The organism is Candidatus Erwinia haradaeae, from assembly GCF_900698935.1.
Taxonomy (GTDB): domain Bacteria; phylum Pseudomonadota; class Gammaproteobacteria; order Enterobacterales; family Enterobacteriaceae; genus Erwinia_E; species Erwinia_E haradaeae_D.
In genome coordinates, this window is the sequence record NZ_LR217715.1 from 268582 (window position 1) to 288337 (window position 19756).

General features: G+C 34.2%; 9 protein-coding genes and 2 pseudogenes. 6 read left to right on the forward strand and 5 right to left on the reverse strand.

What is annotated here, in order from left to right:
• Nucleotides 1-315: 315 nt before the first annotated feature.
• The 5 genes and pseudogenes from cgtA to ERCIKOCA2762_RS00815 all read left to right on the forward strand — a co-directional run.
• Nucleotides 316-1335: pseudogene (gene cgtA / locus ERCIKOCA2762_RS00795) on the forward strand (Obg family GTPase CgtA); the annotation flags it as partial.
• A 592-nt stretch (nt 1336-1927) separates the two neighbouring features.
• Nucleotides 1928-2708, forward strand: a pseudogene (locus tag ERCIKOCA2762_RS03545) (TerC family protein); the annotation flags it as partial.
• 1608 nt (nt 2709-4316) lie between these two features.
• Nucleotides 4317-5858, forward strand: coding sequence for a murein biosynthesis integral membrane protein MurJ (murJ, locus tag ERCIKOCA2762_RS00805; protein WP_157988335.1), 1542 nt, complete (start codon nt 4317-4319; stop codon nt 5856-5858).
• Between the two features lie 639 nt (nt 5859-6497).
• Entirely contained in the window at nt 6498-7112 is a 615-nt protein-coding gene (gene lolA, locus ERCIKOCA2762_RS00810; protein ID WP_157988763.1) for an outer membrane lipoprotein periplasmic chaperone LolA, read from the forward strand.
• A gap of 944 nt (nt 7113-8056) precedes the next feature.
• Entirely contained in the window at nt 8057-9787 is a 1731-nt protein-coding gene (locus ERCIKOCA2762_RS00815; RefSeq protein WP_157988336.1) for a proline--tRNA ligase, read from the forward strand.
• A gap of 259 nt (nt 9788-10046) precedes the next feature.
• Here the strand turns inward: ERCIKOCA2762_RS00815 and ERCIKOCA2762_RS00820 are convergent, their stop codons facing one another.
• The 3 genes from ERCIKOCA2762_RS00820 to clpP form a co-directional block, all read right to left on the reverse strand.
• Nucleotides 10047-10718: a DedA family protein gene (locus ERCIKOCA2762_RS00820; RefSeq protein WP_157988337.1), complete on the reverse strand. Its 672-nt coding sequence runs from the start codon at nt 10716-10718 to the stop codon at nt 10047-10049.
• Between the two features lie 773 nt (nt 10719-11491).
• A complete protein-coding gene (gene clpX, locus ERCIKOCA2762_RS00825) occupies nt 11492-12805 on the reverse strand; it encodes an ATP-dependent protease ATP-binding subunit ClpX (protein ID WP_157988338.1) in 1314 nt (437 codons plus the stop codon).
• Between the two features lie 131 nt (nt 12806-12936).
• On the reverse strand, nt 12937-13560 hold the full coding sequence (gene clpP, locus ERCIKOCA2762_RS00830) for an ATP-dependent Clp endopeptidase proteolytic subunit ClpP (RefSeq protein ID WP_157988339.1): 624 nt from the start codon (nt 13558-13560) through the stop codon (nt 12937-12939).
• 1529 nt (nt 13561-15089) lie between these two features.
• Here clpP and ubiA point away from each other — a divergent pair.
• On the forward strand, nt 15090-15953 hold the full coding sequence (gene ubiA, locus ERCIKOCA2762_RS00835; protein WP_232043102.1) for a 4-hydroxybenzoate octaprenyltransferase: 864 nt from the start codon (nt 15090-15092) through the stop codon (nt 15951-15953).
• Nucleotides 15954-16451: 498 nt separating this feature from the next.
• On the opposite strand, the gene ERCIKOCA2762_RS00840 is transcribed toward ubiA, so the two are convergent.
• Together ERCIKOCA2762_RS00840 and ERCIKOCA2762_RS00845 are read right to left on the reverse strand one after the other, a co-directional pair.
• Nucleotides 16452-17567: a glycosyltransferase gene (locus tag ERCIKOCA2762_RS00840; protein ID WP_157988340.1), complete on the reverse strand. Its 1116-nt coding sequence runs from the start codon at nt 17565-17567 to the stop codon at nt 16452-16454.
• Nucleotides 17568-17570: 3 nt separating this feature from the next.
• The gene (locus tag ERCIKOCA2762_RS00845) at nt 17571-18701 is read right to left on the reverse strand and encodes a glycosyltransferase family 4 protein (protein ID WP_157988341.1); all 1131 of its coding nucleotides are present in this window, start codon (nt 18699-18701) and stop codon (nt 17571-17573) included.
• Between the last annotated feature and the right edge of the window lie 1055 nt (nt 18702-19756).

Here is a 19756-nt window from a genome sequence, read left to right on the forward strand (position 1 = left end):
TTACAAATAAGAGTGTATCGTGTATTGACCACATAAGCCTCTATGAGATAAGAGAAAGTTTTTTTCTAGTTCTTTTATTCGTGAATACTTTTAATTCCTCACGCATGCAATGGTATTGCAAGTGATTAATCAGCCACTTCAATCTTTAATGTCACGACGTCATTGTTTACAGTTATAGATAAACTAAAAATTCAGGAAACTTGTGCGCTGCCGCTAGCACATCATTTATGGTCAGTTATCTTTTAATATTGCTGTTAGTGGATATAGTAAATTAGAGATTTGTGCGTAATTGAGTATATACAATGGAGGAGTTGCATGCAGTTTGTTGATGAAGCCAAAATCTTGATAGTGGCCGGTCATGGTGGAAATGGTTGTGTTAGTTTTCGTCGCGAGAAATATATTCCGCGTGGAGGTCCGAATGGCGGTGATGGCGGTGATGGCGGTGATGTTTATATGCAGGCAGATGAAAATATCAACACCTTAGTTATGTTTCATTTTAAAAAGGCCTTTTATGCTGAAAGTGGTCACAATGGTCAGAGTAGTGATTGTACCGGTAAAAAAGGGAAAGATCTTCTGATTAGAGTACCTGTTGGAACACGGGTTATTGATCAAAATACAGATGAAATATTAGGAGACATGACTCATCATAACCAAAAAATATTGTTTGCTAAGGGTGGTTGGCATGGCATGGGGAATACGCGATTCAAATCATCAATTAATCGCACTCCTCGTCAAAAGACTATGGGTACACCAGGCGAGAAACGAGATTTACATTTACATCTAATGTTGCTAGCAGATGTAGGTGTGCTAGGATTGCCTAATGCAGGAAAATCAACGTTTATTAGCTCCGTTTCTTCTGCTAAGCTCAAGGTGGCAAATTATCCATTTACAACGCTAGTGCCTAGTTTGGGCGTGGTGCGCATAGACCGTGATAATAGTTTTGTGATTGCAGACATACCGGGCCTAATTCAGGGGGCATCTAAAGGTGCAGGACTAGGTCTACGTTTTCTAAAACATCTTGAGCGTTGTCGAATATTATTGCATATTATTGATATAGCTCCATCTGAAGATAGAGATCTCGTAAAGAACGTATATACTATACTTCATGAGTTAGAAAGCTATAACATGAAACTGCTTCAGAAACCGCGATGGTTGGTGTTTAATAAAATTGATCTTTTAGATGAAGAGGAAGCAGGATTACGGGCTGCAGATATTGTTAAAACGCTCGGTTGGACAGAGAGATATCATCTGATCTCCGCGACGAATCATTTTGGTATACATGAGTTATGTACGGATTTGATGTCATTTATGCGCGCTAATCAAACGAAGGTAGATGGTGTTTTGAACAGTCTGGCTACTACACTTTGTGTATAGAGAAATCATTTTGGTAATTAGTGATGAAGCGGTGTATCTGAACAGGAAAATAAATTATAAAGTGTGATAATTCATACTTGTTAATACATCGAGACAGGCATATGAGCGTGGATCACAGCAATTAATACAACCCTGTTAAGTATAAATAGTATATTACGGTATACATATTTTGTTGTATGTGTTGTGATGGAAAAACAAGTTTTTCGTTCTTATGAAATAATTTTTTGTCTATTCAGTAGACTACTATTTAGTTTGATTGCCACATTAATATTTTATAGAGTTTGTATAATGTATCTGAAGTCTTGATGTTTATTTCTCTCGTTTTTATATAGCAGTAGAAATCTAATCAGAATCAACTCGGATGCGATAAAAATTTTGTATGTAGGCGTAAAGGGTTTTAGCCTGTAGATGTATTGCCACTATGTTCACTGTGTAATGATAATTACCTTTCTTGTATACTATCAAACGCTTTTTAACGCGTGCATATATGCTATTTTGCATTTTTTGTACGCATGCTACTTATTTTTTCTTGCGTTTTTTCCCGGAGTTTTCCATGTCATTTCTTTTAGACCCCTCTATATGGGCGGGTTTTCTCACGCTAATTGTTCTTGAAATTGTGCTTGGTATCGATAATTTAGTATTTATTGCTATACTAGCTGATAAACTTTTACCGAAACAGCGTGACACAGCTCGTTTAACTGGGCTGTCGTTAGCTATGATTATGCGATTGGGTCTTCTGTCCTTAATATCGTGGATGGTTACGATGAATCATTCACTTTTTACTGTAGGGCATTTTAGTTTTTCTGGACGCGATTTAATGTTGCTTACCGGAGGGATTTTTTTATTATGTAAGGCTACCACAGAGTTACATGAACGTCTAGAAAATAGAGATATGCATGGTGTTAGGCAGAAAGGTTATGCAAGTTTTTGGTCAGTTGTCGTTCAGGTAGTTGTGCTAGACGCGGTTTTTTCCCTCGATGCAGTCATTACCGCAGTAGGTATGGTTAATCATTTATCGGTAATGATGCTGGCAGTAGTAATAGCTATGGGCGTTATGCTGATTGCTTCTAAACCATTAACCAATTTTATTAATGTTCATCCGACGGTAGTAGTGCTATGTTTAAGTTTTTTGCTTATGATTGGATTTAGTTTGGTAGCAGAAGGCTTCAACTTTCACATACCTAAAGGATATTTATATGCAGCTATTAGTTTTTCTATTGTGATTGAGTTATTTAATCAGATGGCACGGCGTAATTTAATGCGTCATCAAGAACGACGTCCGATGCGAGAACGCACTGCTGAGGCTATTCAACGTCTTATGGGTAATAATCGGCATGATGTAAGTCGTGGTTTTGTGCATGATGTAGCAGAAACATTGTCACCTAAAGAAGAATTTAAAGACGAAGAACGTTATATGATGAATGGTGTATTAACTTTTGCTGCTCGTTCAGTCCGTAGCATTATGACGCCACGTCAAGATATTTCTTGGGTCGATCTCACTCGCTCTCGAGATGAAGTGCGTATGCAGCTTTTAGATACTCCACATAGCTTATTTCCAGTCTGTAATGGTGCGCTAGATGCTATGATAGGTGTAGTGCGGGCTAAGGAACTCTTAGTGGCATTAGATCATAGTATTGATGTGGCTGTGTTTGCAGGCGGAACACCACCGATTTTTATACCAGATACCCTGACTTCACTGAATCTTCTTGGAATTTTACGACGTGCTAAGGGTAGTTTTGTTGTGGTAACTAGCGAGTGTGGTATAGTACAGGGGCTAATTACACCGTTAGATGTACTAGAAGCCATTGCTGGTGAGTTTCCGGATGAAGATGAAACACCAAATATTATACTTGATAGTAGTGCTGGTTAGTTTAGGCTGTTTTCATTTTACATTTTTTATAGTAGTATCACTTAAAACATTAGGACATCCTACATGACAAGATCCTCACGTTTACATGATATAAATTAAGTATGGTGCATATAAATAGTTTTTTAAAAAATAGTCATAAAATCCTTATCCCTATTTTTATACTCAATGTTAGCAGATGTGTATTATTGAATGAGCTAAATATATGCGATAAGCACCTAAAATAGAGGCTCTAAGTTTTAGGCAGTAATCTAGATTATAAAATCTATTGACATGTTTTTTTAGAGTTGGTTGTTATTTATTTTTTTTAGATATATTAATGATAATCGTACAGAATATTAAAAATTTTGATATGTCTGTCATAAAACTATTACTGATTTTTTTGTAAGGTACCATATAATATACCAATAGTATATATCAGTCAAGATTATTAAAAATCATAAAACAAAGTCACATAGAGCCGTTCTGTATGCACCATACAATACTTCTTCATTAAAGTTGTATTATTGTTGGTATAGCTTATCTAAGGTGTGAGTTGAGTCATTATTATGTAGTGTAATGAGAGAGTTTGGCATGAATATTTTCATTATATTTCTTAAGAGACAATACAACACTTTGATGTATTTTCTGATCATGAAAGCTATCGCCTTTATGATATCAGTGCATGATAGTATAAGATGCATGTATTCAAACTCCAATCCAGCAGTGTATTTGGAAGGACTTCAGCGTATCTAATCATACAGTTTATAGCATGTACAAGACTATATAATATTTTACTTAGACACAAGATGAGTAAAATAAAAAACTAAGATGACAAGAAAGGATAAGGGTATTCAAAAATAAGTGCTGAATATAAGGATTTATTTTCTATAATAAATAAAAGAGATCAAAAGGTATTCGTAAATTATGTGTATCTCCCTCATATGGTAGTGGTACCCTTCAAAAATCACAAATAATCAGACACCTGTCATTTTATGTGAATGTTAATAGCATAGCCATTTTTTTAAATTCATAGAAAGTTATGTCATTTTTAATTGTTAATAGGATAGAAACTCCGAGATAAGAGTTAGAATACATGAATCTTTTAAAATCATTAGCTGCAGTTAGTTTAGTTACTTTATGTTCACGGATGTTCGGGTTTGTGCGAGATACTCTCATAGCCTCTATTTTTGGGGCAGGAACGGTCACTGATGCTTTTTTTGTTGCGTTTAAGCTACCAAATTTACTACGTCGTATTTTTGCTGAAGGTGCTTTTTCCCAAGCATTTGTACCGCTTCTGTCTGAATATCAAAGCACTCAAAGCATTGACTCGACAAAATTATTTCTAGCAAAGGTTTCTGGTTTGCTTACACTGGCATTAGTCGTGATTACTGGGATAGGAATATTGATGGCGCCATGGGTTATCCTCATTACTGCACCTGGTTTTTCTCATACAAATGATCAATTTGTTTTAACCATAGCACTTTTGCGTATTATGTTTCCTTATATCCTCTTCATATCTTTAGCTTCCTTTGCTGGAGCTATTTTAAATACATGGAACTATTTTATGGTTCCGGCATTTACACCAACGCTACTTAATATCACTATTATTTTCTTTGCTTTATTTGCGGCTCCATACTTTCATCCGCCAGTGATGGTGCTTGCATGGGCGGTAATGTTTGGTGGACTTTTGCAATTTATATATCAATTACCATTTTTAAAAAAACTAGGTTTGCTGGTCCTGCCATGTTTTCGTTTATGTGATAAGAGCGTATGGAGATTAGTATCCAAGATGACATCTGCAATTATTAGTGTTTCTCTAAGTCAGATATCATTGATAATGAATACGATTTTGGCTTCTTTTTTAGAGATTGGTTCTGTATCATGGATGTATTATGCTGATCGGTTAATGGAATTTCCTGCTGGGGTGTTGGGTGTTACGCTTGGTACTATTCTTCTTCCTTCATTATCCAAAATTTGTACAAGTGGTCATCAAATAGAATATTCACTATTGCTTGATTGGGGTTTGCGTTTATGTTTTTTGCTAGCAATACCCAGTGCTATAGCGCTTGGTATCCTTGCCAAGCCTCTAACTATTGTTTTGTTTCAGTATGGAAAATTTACAGCCTTTGATGTAGAAATGACACAACGTTCTCTTTTAGCATATTCTATGGGCCTAGTGGGATTGATTTTAGTAAAAGTATTAGCGCCAGGATTTTATGCCCGTCAGGATATGAAAACACCATTGAAGATTGCTATGTGTACATTATTAGCTACACAGATGATGAATTTAGCATTTATCGGTTCTTTAAAACATGTTGGATTATCATTATCTATTGGGTTAGCTGCTTGTCTAAATACTAGTCTTCTATATTGGCAAATACGTAAAAAACATTTTTTTCAACCTCAGCCAGGATGGTTGAATTTTTTTATACGTTTATTTTTTTCTGTGCTAGTTATGAGTATTTCGCTCATAGGGGTTTTATATATAAGTCCAGATTGGGCTATTGGGAATATGCCTGAACGGGTATTACGTCTAGTAGTAGTATTTTTTACTGGTATTAGTGTTTATATTCTAATGTTATTTATAGTAGGTTTTCGTTTGCGTGATTTTTCTCGTTTTGTTCGGGAGTATTAAGTCAGTTAATGGCTTAGAATTGAAAATACAGTTGTATATGTCAGGTTAATATAGGCCCTGTGCTATATGTTATATATTTTAAGTTAGTTGAGCTTAATAATAAATATTATTAATCTCAGCACGGTATATATGGATGTATAGGAGCGCATTGTGTGCGTATGTGTCATAGAGATATTATATTTTTTTATGAGCGTATGCTCTGATATCGTATATCAATCAGTGATTGTACAGTTTTGTACAAAAAATAGACAGTGAAAAATATTAGAATATTTCTATATTCATTTTAGGATGAATACATATAGGTAGATAGCATGTATGCTAATAAGAAACGGTTAAACTTATATATGATTAATTATTGGGCTTTGTCTCTCTGAATGTGTAAAGTGATATATTATTAGCGATGGGTGAAGTGTCTCGGTAATTTTTTTAGAAATGCAATTTATTACGAGTATCCTTATTGATATATTTTATAATAATATTATTATATCTTGATATGTATGGATAAAATCTTGATGATTTTAAATTTTCATTCACAGGATCCACAAGCATAATGCATTCGCATTCGAATTTGTCATTGATATACATTGATGACTATCCGTCTAAAAACTCTAATTTACGTGGCATAAATTTACAGTAATGATGAAAAACATATTTATCGCTATATGTTTGTTAGTTTGCATGTTGCACTTTAGTGGTATTGTTCATGCAGATACAATCAGCGTTTTACAGCAGCGTCTTAATAAAGTGACAAGCTTTTATGCTGATTTTCACCAAAAAGTTAAAGATCGTCAGAATTCCATACTGCAAGAAGGCGATGGCCACCTCTGGGTTGAGCGACCAAATCATTTTTATTGGTATTTGTCTGAACCTAATGAAAATATCGTAATCTCAGATGGAAAGACGATATGGCACTATACCCCATGTATGGAACAAGTTAGTATCTATTCTATGCAACAAGTAATCCATCGTACTCCATTTATTCTGATATCGTGTAATGATCTCAGATATTGGAGGCAATATCATATTCTCAAACAAGGCGATAATTTTTGTTTTACTCCAAAATCATTGTTTAATAATTTGCAAACATTTAGTATTAATGTATCTCAGAGCGGTATTATTAACACATTAAGCATAGTGGAGCAGGATGGTATATGTATCAAATATGTTTTGAATAAACAAAAGATTCACGCTGTATCTTCTGATAAATTTAGATTTATCATACCTGATGGAGTTACAGTAGATGACCAGAGATGATACAATACGTGTACGACTATAAGATATACGATCATTAATAATAAGAAGGATCATATAATATGATATATGCATATCATAATGATGGTTCATACAATACGATTGGCTAATGAGTCTTCTAGTTATGGCTTGGATGATTTGAGCATGAACGGTGAATTTGTCATGCGCTACTGATTGTTATTCATTGTGAATGCGATTAAATGCTGAGGATGCATTTCTCTTTTTAAGAAAAGAAGCGGTGGTGCTTGGAACATCTTAGTGCGTGTATCAAATACATGTATATTTTATATACTCATGATGAGAATATTATATTATGTAAGGAGGTTTTAGTATTCATTATTTGAATCTATAGAAAATAGAAGTGCGTGCGATGAGCAGGATTATCTCGTCTATCTTTTTATATATTCTGCTGCATGATTATTAACATTCAATATGAAAGAAGAAACTAAAGAGAACATCTGTGATTAGTCTATACCTTGTGTATAGAGAAGTAGAGCGACTGGAAATATTCAAGGCTTTTGGAAAAAATTATCTTATTTATACATTGTAATATTACTGTGTTTTTATTTAAAAATATAGATGTATAACGTTTGAAAACCTTAAAAAGAAACTTAGAGCTCTATGCTAAGTATGTTTTGAATTTTGTTTTATGGTGGTGATTCTTTGCTTAGAACATCGATAGACCATGTATAACTTAATTCAAAGATGATTCCTACCTTTATCTTGTAAAGTATAAAGAATGTATGATTATGTTGGTTGCAAAATATTGGTTTTGATAATTTTATCATCTATTGATTGTACTTAGCCAAATGTGTGTTGTCAAAAATGATGTTTATATGGTGTATACATCATATACAATCTTGTACTATAATCATATGATACATATCAGGTACAGCCACTAGTATTGTGATACCTAACGAATTTTCATTAATGTAATATTATAATTTATGCGTGCTACTCAATATTTGCTTGCTACTCTAAAGGAGAAACCTTCTGGTGCGGAATCTATTAGCCATCAACTCATGTTGCGGGCTGGAATGATTCGACAATTAGCATCAGGTCTATATACTTGGTTGCCAACTGGTTTGCGTGTTTTAAAAAAAGTTGAAAATATTGTACGTGAAGAGATGCAAAATGCTGGAGGGGTGGAAATATCCATGCCAATAGTACAACCCGCTCAATTATGGCAGACAAGTGGACGCTGGGAGCAATATGGAGCAGAACTACTACGATTAGTGGATCGTAATAATCGTGCATTTGTAATGGGTCCTACGCACGAGGAAGTTATTACTGATTTAATTCGTAAAGAAATTCACTCTTATAAACAGTTACCTATCAATCTATTCCAGATTCAAACCAAATTTCGTGATGAAGTTCGTCCACGCTATGGTGTCATGCGTTCCAGAGAATTTCTAATGAAAGATGGTTATTCATTTCATGTTAATCAGGATTCTCTAGAGCATACTTACTCTATTATGTATAATGCTTATAGTAATATCTTGCGGCGGATGAATTTAAATTTTTGTGTTGTAGAAGCAAATACAGGTAGTATTGGTGGATCTGTTTCACATGAATTTCAGGTGTTAGCAGATAGTGGCGATGATAAGATTGCATTTTCTACTAGATCTACATATACAGCTAATATAGAAATCGTACGGGTTTTACCACCAATTACTGTGCGCTCTCTGCCTACTCAGAAAAAAATGCAATTCTCTATACCAAATATTATTACAAATATCACTTCTCTTATAACACACGGTCAGTTTTTAATTACAAATATAGTGCAAACATTAGTAGTGAAAGCAAGCAAAAAGAGTGATCATAAGTTAGTGGCTCTGTTAATCCGAGGAGATCATGAAATAAATACAATAAAAGCAGAAAATATTGATATAGTTTCTGCTCCACTGAGGTTGGCTAGTAATACAGAGATTCGTCAATATTTTGAAACCGGAGTAGGGTCTATAGGACCAGTGGGTTTAAGTATACCGATTATAGCTGATCATTCTGTTGCTGTAATGAGTGATTTTATTGTTGGTGCGAATGTCGATGCTCAATATTTGAGTGGTGTGAATTGGGAGCGTGATTTACCTCTTCCTCGTGTTGAAGATATTCGGAATGTTGTGGCAGGGGATCGCAGTCCAGATGGTCACGGTACATTATTAATACAACGTGGCATTGAGGTAGGTCATATTTTTCAGTTAGGTACAAAATATTCTAAAGTTTTAAAAGCTTCAGCACAAGATAATAATGGATCTAGCCATATTTTAAGAATGGGATGTTATGGTATGGGCATTAGTCGTATTGTAGCTGCTGCAATTGAGCAAAATCATGATCAACGTGGAATAATCTGGTCACCAGCTTTAGCACCATTTCAGGTTGCAATTGTACCTATGGCTATGCAACAAACATCTTGTATTCAACGTATAGCTGAAGATTTGTATCATCAGTTGTTTCTTCAAGGTGTTGATGTTCTGTTAGATGATCGGATAGAAAGACCTGGAGTAATGTTTTCAGACATGAACCTTATTGGCATTCCACATATTTTAGTAATTAATGAGAATAGCATGGATCATGCGGTGGTTGAATATCAATCTCGAGCATCAGATAAAAAGCATGTGCTTAAGATAAGTGAAGTTGTATCATATCTAACTACAGTATTAAAGTGTAATGCAAAGTGAACATGCCGTGAATAGCCTTATGCTACTCCGTTCTTCTTGGTTTTTATATTATATCGCCTATCTGGGGTAGGTAATGTAAAGATTAGATATTTCTTTTCCGTACTTCAATATAGTATTATATAAAATTTACATAGGAAGAGCGATGGGTGGATGTCTAAAAATGCTTTATAATTATACCATGTTTTGCTAGCAGACTGGGAGGTAGCCTGAAGCTTGATTTGTTTCTTGTGATGGCGTTATAAGTACATTACAGACATTATCAATTATTGTTTTTATTTTCTGATATGCTATGACGAAAGAATATATATGCAATGCTAATGGCACTCAAGAGCATGAGCCCTAATGGTAACAAGATTAGAAAGAGCATGAACTGCGCTTCGTAATAGTAAAATATTTGTGTATTACCAAGCAAAAACCCGACTAGCAACAGTACTAACACCCAGAGAAACGCACTAGCCCAATTAAAAAATTGGAATCGTATACCATTTAAGCTAGATAGACCTGCGATGGTTGGTAATAGCGTGCGTACAAATGCAATAAAGCGACTAATGAGTAATGCAGATAGTCCATATCTATGAAAAAGATAGTTAGCTTTTTGGTGGTAATGCATAGGTAGGTATGATAACCATTTTTGTATAATCATAGTATTTCCTAGCCATCTGCCTTGCATATAACTTACCCAACAGCCTAATCCGGCAGCAATAGTTAAGAGAAATAATATTAGGATACCATTGATTGTTCCCTTCGCTATCAGGACACCAACTAATATTAATAAACTATCTCCTGGTAAAAAAGATGTTGGTAGCCAACCGTTTTCTAGAAACAAAATTACAAATAATATGAGATATAAGGCCCAGACAAGAGAGGGATCTGTAAGTGCGGCGTAATCATGTTGCCACAGTGCGCGTGAAAGAGATTTTAAAATATCCATTATGGTGTTATCTCAGCGAGAATCTGCACAATATTATCATATATTATGCAGAGCGTTCGTATTGGAGTCATATATTATTGTGGTAATTTTTATAGTATGTGATATTAGGATATAGTTTGTTCTAAATAATTCTATGAGGTTTTAGCCATGTATTTATAAATAATAAAATATATCTAGATAGATATCTTACAAATCTATTTTAACGGTCATAGTATATGATCCATGTCTTATCTGTAATAATCTATAAAAGATAGAGTAAGCATATTTCTGTCTATTTTTTAATTAAAAAATTAGTGGATGTCACTGGTATTTTTACTAAATAATATTTTGTAAACGCTGTTTTTGGATTGTGCTATGAGAAAGTATGTGTATATCTGCTTTAGAAGTAATAGTGTTGTTGTATAGACAGAGCAGGTTTTTATAATATCTTCCAACAATTGCAATAGTTTTACTATATCCATATAACATCATAGATTTCTCATTATTAGTTGATAGGTGACATGAAGGTTGATAAGCATTTTCCTATAATTTAATGGGATATATAACTGAAAAGTCGAGTCATAAGGAGAAAAAGGATACTTTCCTGTAGAAAAACTATGGGAAGTATGCAATAACTACAAAAAATAGACTGTGGTATCTGCCTCTATTATAATATGATTATTCATTCGAACTCACGGTTGCGACTAATACGGAATATAACTAATGAGTTAAGGCATCATCTTATTTCAGAAAATAGTAGATTATATAGATAATATTCAAATAACCTTAATGTACTAAGTAGTAGGTTTTGGAGATGAGTAATTATTTAAGGTTTCCTCTGTAGAGGCTTGCTTGTTATTTACAGTTCTATAAGTAAGCGAGGGCGCTATGTCATCAGTAATTACAGATTGATTAACGGTAACTTTTTGCACATTATTTATTGATGGAAGGTCGTACATTGTGTTCAGTAAAATACGTTCTATAATAGATCGCAAACCTCGTGCGCCAGTTTTTCTTTTTATGGCTTGTTGTGCAATAGCTTGCAGGGCCTCTGTTTGAAATTCTAATTCCACCCCTTCCAGACTAAATAGTGCTTGATATTGTTTGGTGAGGGCATTTTTTGGTATATGTAATATTTTAATTAACTCGTCTTCTTTTAGATCTTTTAGTGTTGCCAGCACTGGTAGTCGTCCAATAAATTCTGGAATGAGACCAAATTTAATCAGATCCTCGGGTTCTACTTGTTCTAGAATCTGACCTGCGGCAGATTTTTTTGATTCATTAGTCAACAATGCACTAAAACCAATACCTATACCGTTTTCTATGCGTTTGGATATGACTTTTTCTAGGCCTGTAAAGGCTCCACCACAAATAAAAAGAATTTTTGAGGTATCAATATTTAAGAATTCTTGCTGTGGATGTTTGCGACCACCTTTGGGTGGTACTGATGCTATTGTGCCTTCAATAAGCTTCAGTAAAGCCTGTTGTACACCTTCGCCAGAGACATCTCTTGTAATAGACGGGTTATCTGATTTTCGTGATATTTTATCGATTTCGTCAATATATATAATGCCACGTTGAGCTTTCTCTACGTCATAATCACATTTTTGCAACAGTTGTTGAATGATATTTTCAACATCTTCGCCGACATAGCCTGCTTCTGTTAGAGTTGTAGCATCCGCTATGGTGCAAGGAACGTCTAAAAATTTAGCCATCGTTTCGGCTAGCAGTGTTTTACCGCTTCCTGTTGGGCCAATTAGGAGAATATTACTCTTACCAATTTCAATGTTGTCACTTTTATCACTGTTGCGTAAACGTTTATAGTGGTTATAAACTGCTACCGATAGAACTTTTTTAGCTTGGCCTTGACCAATTATATAGTCATCAAGGTTATTACGAATTTGATGAGGAGTTGGTAAAGTACTGTTGTTTTTATCTGTGATGATGTCTCTATCTTCCTGAAGAATAATATCATTACATAAGCTAACGCATTCATCACAGATACATACTGACGCGCCAGCAATCAGCTTACGAACTTTGTACTGGCTTTTACCGCAAAAAGAACAGTACAGTATTTGTTCTGAACTGTCTTCGCGCTTATCTGTCATGTATTAACCTCTCATTTTTATTCTTGTTTTATTCCACTGAAGCGAACTAAGATCCGGTTAATATCTGGATCTTAAATTATATAGGTTTTATTGGCACTCATGTGGATTGCTAGTATCACGAATTAATTAGATTAATTACGTTTAGATAATATAGAGTCTACGAGACCATAGGCGATCGACTCTTGAGCTGATAGAAATCTATCGCGATTTGTATCATGCTCGATAGTGTGAATCGTTTGTCCAGTATGCTTAGCCATCAATTGATTTATTATCTCTTTTGTTCTAAGAATTTCCCGTGCATGAATATCAATATCAGAGGCTTGTCCCTGAAATCCTCCTAATGGCTGGTGAATCATAATTCGTGCATGTGGTAAACAATAACGTTTGTTTTTTGTGCCAGCCGTGAGCAATAGAGCCCCCATCGAACATGCTTGTCCTAAACAAATGGTGTTGATCTCTGGTTTAATAAATTGCATGGTATCGTAAATGGACATTCCAGCAGTAATTACACCGCCGGGAGAATTAATATACAGATGGATATCTTTTTCTGGATTTTCTGCTTCTAAAAATAGCATCTGCGCTACAATTAGATTAGCCATGTGTTCTTCTACTTGTCCAATTAGAAAAACAATACGTTCCTTCAGGAGTCGTGAGTATATATCATAAGACCTTTCCCCACGCGTGGTATGTTCAATTACCATTGGTACTAATGCCATAGAATGATATTTAGTACGTTGTTGGTCATAATATAGCATTTTTCCCCTCATGTATAGCTTGTGTGCTATTGTAATCAGCCTTGTGGAGAGTAGTATATCTACTATAGCTATCATTGATAGACTGCTGTATTATAGTCTAATTTAATTATTGATGTATCTAAAACTATCATACGGCTTATCCTATAACTATAAAAATAGTATAGCATAATACTATAGCACAGAGGGCTATAGTTATAGAAATATTTTAGGATACACTTATTTCTATGAAATTTTATAGTTGGATGCGATTCACTATAGCAGACTTTTCTATACCGATAGTCAATATAATATGTGATGGTGAAGTTGTAGGCCATGCCTTCTATAAAAATTTTAGAGAGTTTTCAATAATCATTGATTATTTACTGCTTTAGAGTTTCTATCCGAAAGTTGTAAAACTGAGATGTGTTGTTTTGGTTGTTTTACTTCTCTTCTAAGATCATATAACAATAGATCATCATCACATGATGATAATTATTAATTAATGCTGATGAAAAAAGCAGGCGCATGCGTGATGCTAATGCTCATAAAAGATTGCTTGAAATTTTCACTCCAGATATGAATGATACATTTGTATCTAAAATTGAGATCTGAAAAATATTAGGATTCATGTTATGGTGTATAGCAAATGACCATTGCGTTCTACAATCTTATTGTTGGTTCGTTAAAAGAAACTATTATAACAAACAAGTATGAATACCGTATGTGTACTATTTGGAATGGAGAAATCAGTGAGTATTATAATGTTTTTGTACATAGATCGTGCTCATAAAGCGAGTTTACAATAACGATTAGATGCTTCAAAAAATACATTATATTTGCATAATCTTTAATAGTTCATGTTGTGTTTGTAAGATAGTAGAGATCATGTCATATGCAATTACATTATATATTAGTTAATCATTTGAGTTTAAGATAGAGATGATATTTTATGGTTACGTGAAGTTTAAAATTAAGATATATCTTAAGAATTAACAGATAAACCAGGGTACATAGATGGTTGAATTAGTATCGTAAGTATGCAGTTTATATGTCTGTTGTACATAATAGACAGCTAGGGGGTGTATGATGGATAATAATGGTTCGTAAACATACTCAAATGCGTGTGTTTTGATTAAGTAATTATCTATACATGTGGTATGGATGAATCTATTAAGTAATTTTTAGTGAAATACTATGTTTAATTTTTAAATAAGATTAGATGTGTATACAATTAGACAAAGATCTTTGATGTAGGTACATAAAATCAGGAATTTTGCCAAATGTCATCCTGGATGATTATCAGTAGAGTTACAATTCCTGCTTGATTACGTTTTGCAGCATATAAGAAGTAGTTGTGATTCATATGTATCAATATGTTCATACGGATTGTTTATATAATTTTAATATATTTCATGTTTATCATGCAATCTTAAAGATTCATGAAGATATGTGAAGGTTTTTAGGAAATAGATATGGCGCTCCCTTGTTACATTAGTTGAAATTTTTCTCATTACTGTAGAAGTAGGGTTGTAGAGAGGGTTGATATTATTTTGCAGACTGTATTAAAAATAAGAAATCTGAAGGCTTATTGCCAGTTGGCACGTATTAATCAACCTGGTGGTTTTTTTTTGCTATTATGGCCTACTTTATGGGCATTATGGTTGTCAGACATGCATGCGCCACCGCTTAAAACACTTTTCGTATTCATATTAGGGGTTTTTTGTATGCGTTCAGCGGGTTGTGTCGTTAATGATATAATCGATAGCGGTATTGATAGGGGTGTTTTGCGGACAAAAAGCCGCCCATTGCCTAGTGGGAAAGTATCTGTTCAGGAGGCACAAATATTATTTATTGGGCTACTATTTCTGGCTTTGTGTTTAGTATTAACTTTGAACATGATCACGATATGTTTGTCGCTATGTGGACTAGTGTTAACTTGCACATATCCTTTTATGAAAAGATACACTTATGTACCACAGGTGGTGTTAGGGGCGTCTTTTAGTTGGGGAATCCCAATGGCTTGGTCCGCTGTAAGTGAAAATATGCCAATAAATTGTTGGTTGCTTTTTTTAGCTAATCTGTTGTGGGTGGTATCTTATGATACAGAATATTCAATGGCTGATCGTGCTGATGATTTAAAAATTGGCGTAAAATCTACAGCAATTTTATTTAATAGTTACGATAAAATAATAATTAGTATATTACAACTAGCAGTATGGATAGTATTGATGTTAGTAGGTTTTATGATGGGCTTGCATCTAATATTTTATGCGTTTATGTTACTAGCATTTATTTTATTTCTTTATCAGCAAGTATTAATAGCTGGTCGTCAGGCAGAGTTATGTTTGAAGGCGTTTCTACATAATAACTTAGTTGGTTTTGTTGTGTTTATTGGTATAGCACTTGGCGTGTAATTATCTTACATATCAATGATTGGTATATTATAGCACTATTTCATTAGTGATATAATACCATTGGATTTTATTAATAAAATGTTTTTATATGTTTTTGTGCTGTCTCTCGATCCTCTTTCTATGGTTTATCATGTAGCAATACATCGTATTGTAAGGCGAATATAGTCTTGTAGAAGTTGATAATTGAATACTTTAAGCAATAATATTATTCATGTGTTGTTAGAGTCAGTCATGCAGATGTATCTTCGTGAAGAGTTAGAGCATTTATCTACAAGATAGAATAGAAAAACATAGACAGCACGGAGTGATAGTTTTTCTTAAGCATTCATTGACATAGATCATAGGTGACTTTTATCGTATGTGGCATGATATGTTTGGTGAGATTGATAGGTATTGTATAATACAATAGTATACAGTGATTTTTTAAGGACGCACTTCTAGTTTTTTCAACTGTAATCATAGTTTTAGACTATACATATAAAGCATATTGATACGGCGTTATTTATTTTGAGACTGTGTAGCAAGATTTAAATACTGTTGACAAATGATTTTAGAGCTATAGATCATTAACCTTTTTTTATCGATAGGAGCGGGTGGAGATAAATATACTTCTTTCATTTTTTCTGCTAGCGCATGACTAGTTAGAGCTGTTAGCATGTTGCCCATTCCTGCTTTTTCTAAAATTTCTGCAGGTCCACCTGGACAGCGTGTACTTACCACTGGTGTTTGGCAAAGCAATGCTTCGACAAGTACATTGCCAAACCCTTCACTATCTGAGCTTAGGATTAGCATTTTTGCATTTTTAATTAGAGGGTAGGGGTTTTTATGGAAACCAGCAAAGATTATCCGTTCTAAAAGATGTAATTTTGCTGCCAGTTTTTTGATCATATTGATTTGTTGGATCTGCCCAGAACCAACAAGCACCAAGGGGGCGGGAATATTTGATTCTGCATAGGCCAATAATAGGCGATCGTGACGTTTATGTGGATGAAAACGCCCTACATGTATGAGATATGGTGAGTTTGGTACATTATGCTTTTCGATTGCTTTATTCAGAATATTGTCAATTTGAAATGGGTTATGAATGACCGTTAATCGACGGGGCGTAATAGACAAATTACATACTAAGTCTTCTGCAACAGAGGTAGACACAGATACAATATTTTTATTAGAATAAAGTTTGGTTATTTGTTTTTTTTTCAGCCAGCGATCTAGTCCATGCCGGTGCCATAAATAGGAGGTAGACAACATGCTATGGACACAAAACCATATGTTTTTAGAAGAAATCTGAGAATGAACGACAATACGATCAGTATTATATAAATGCGAACAAATAAGATCATATGTTCCTTCTTTCGTTTCATGGAGTGAAATAAAATGATTTAGCGCATAAGCAGTTCGAGAGTGTGTCGTAAAATCTTTCCAAGATGACGGGTAAGTCAGTGGTTTGAGTACTTCATACTGCACTTCTTGAGGTAGTGTATAATGACAAACATCACGCAATGATAACAGAGTTACGCGATGTCCCATATGATGTATGTCCTGACATAATGTCAATACGACTTTTTCAGCTCCTCCACCAGGGAGTCCATCAATAATCATTAAGATACGCATGAGTTAATCCAGAATTTTTTTATAAAGAGATATCAGTTTTTCAGATAAGAGTTGAGCAGATAGCGGTATAATTTGCGCGCGTGAGAAAGCACTTCTTTGGCTGTTATAGGTCGATGCAGTCAATGCTACTATGGCGTCTGTTAAAGATTTGATATCTAGAGCATCGCAAATATAGCCATTTAGACCAGGCGTAATAAATTCGTTTCCACCACAATGAGTAGAAGTGATGATGGGTAAGCCGCAAGCTAATGCTTCCAAGATGACATTAGGGCACGGGTCGTACAAGGTAGGTAGCAGCAATCCATCTGAAGCTTGATACCATTCGCATATGTTTAGTTGTATACCAGCAAAAATAATGCGGTTACCACAGCCAAGTTTTTGAGCTATAGTTATATATTTTTTTTCTGCTTTATCTCTACCAATGACTAGTAGATAAGAATGAGTATTGGCTATGGCGTGAAGAGCCGCGGACAGTCCTTTGCGCTCAAAACCGGATCCTACATAAATCAGAAGATGTTCCTCTAATGGTAAAGCAAGCATTTTTCGTATTTTTACGCGCTGATAATGATCAACTGGGAAAAATTTTTGAATATTAATAGAGTTATAGATAACGTGAATCTTATGTTCAGGTACTCCAAATGTCTCGATAATTTCTTGTTTGACCATCCGTGCATTGCATATGACCGCTTTTAGTGCCGACGACCGATATAACGCACGTTCAGCTTCTATTACATTACGATGATAACGGCTAGCAAATAACAATTTTTGTCGCCATTTTGGTAAAACGCGACAACGTTGTTCTAACCATTTTGTGTGGACACCATCTCCTGCACGATATATGTCACATCCAGAAATACGTTCATGACTTTGGACAAGATGAAAACCTTCACGACACCAGAGAGTTCGTGCAGCCTGTGCAAATCTTTTTTCACGACTGACACGCCCCCATTGGCTTGGATTACATTGATATACGTTCCAGTTTGCTTTTTGCGGATATTCCCATTGACGGGTAATGATATTGAGATTGATCATCTTTAGAACTGATAGTGCTTCTAGCGCAGAGGTAACAAATTTCTCTGCACCACCATCAGGACGGTATCTCTGTCGTACTATCGCCAATCGCAGAATTTTCATGATCAAACGGCCTAATTATAATATCATAACATATATCTCAGGATAGCATCAAAATAATGTTTTTTATAATATTTTTTGTAAATATAATAATTATTGATTCATCCTAATAAAATGACATCCGTAATCTTTGCTTATATTTGTAACGATCAAGAATAACATGGAATAATATAATGTATTTTATATTAAAAAAGGTGAGGGGTTGTTAGACAATTAATATCTGTCTGATAAACCTATCAACGTGTGTAATAAACATCCTAGATGTTACAAGATACGATATTATATACAGCATGGTGAATATTCTACTTATAAATATTTAATGTATGCATACATTATAATCTCAATAGTGAATGCTTAATGTTTAACTAGTTATGAGGACTAAAGAACATAACTGTACTGCAGGTATGATCAGGGGCTATAGAATAGCAGTGTAGTACACTGCAAAAGCGTTAAAAAAATAAGATTTACACAGTAAGATTTTGTTGTAAAAGTTTGTTCTTTTTCGATTTGTGAGGTAAGTAGTTCGCCTCCAGTGTATTGTATCTTTATGTATTTTAAAGAAGGCGATTGGTCTTATACAATCTTAGAATATGAATGAATTCTTTTCTTACATATATTTTTTAACTTTATGCTTTTAAATATTTGTAATACAGACGATTTGATTGAGTATAATACTTATGATAGGTAATGAATTTTGATAATAAAATATCAATTTATAGTATAGCTTGAAAAGCTATAATTAAAACTGGTGAGTATGATGTATATTCTTTTATACTATTTATGCTTATACCTTCTGTTTATTGAGAATTTTGACTTTATTTTTACCAGTACTTAACTACAGCTATCAGAAATGTAATATATGAGCGATCAAATTCGTGGTGTAGAACAGCATATGATGTAATGATATTGTCATATCTTATTACATTATGAATTTCATGATATTTAGGTTTATTGCAGCATGAGATTCACATATTAAAAAGCAGTGTACCAGTCACAGAGGAGAAGTGGCGTTTTTAAGATCACTACAGAAAATATTTATATAAAATATTATATATTCG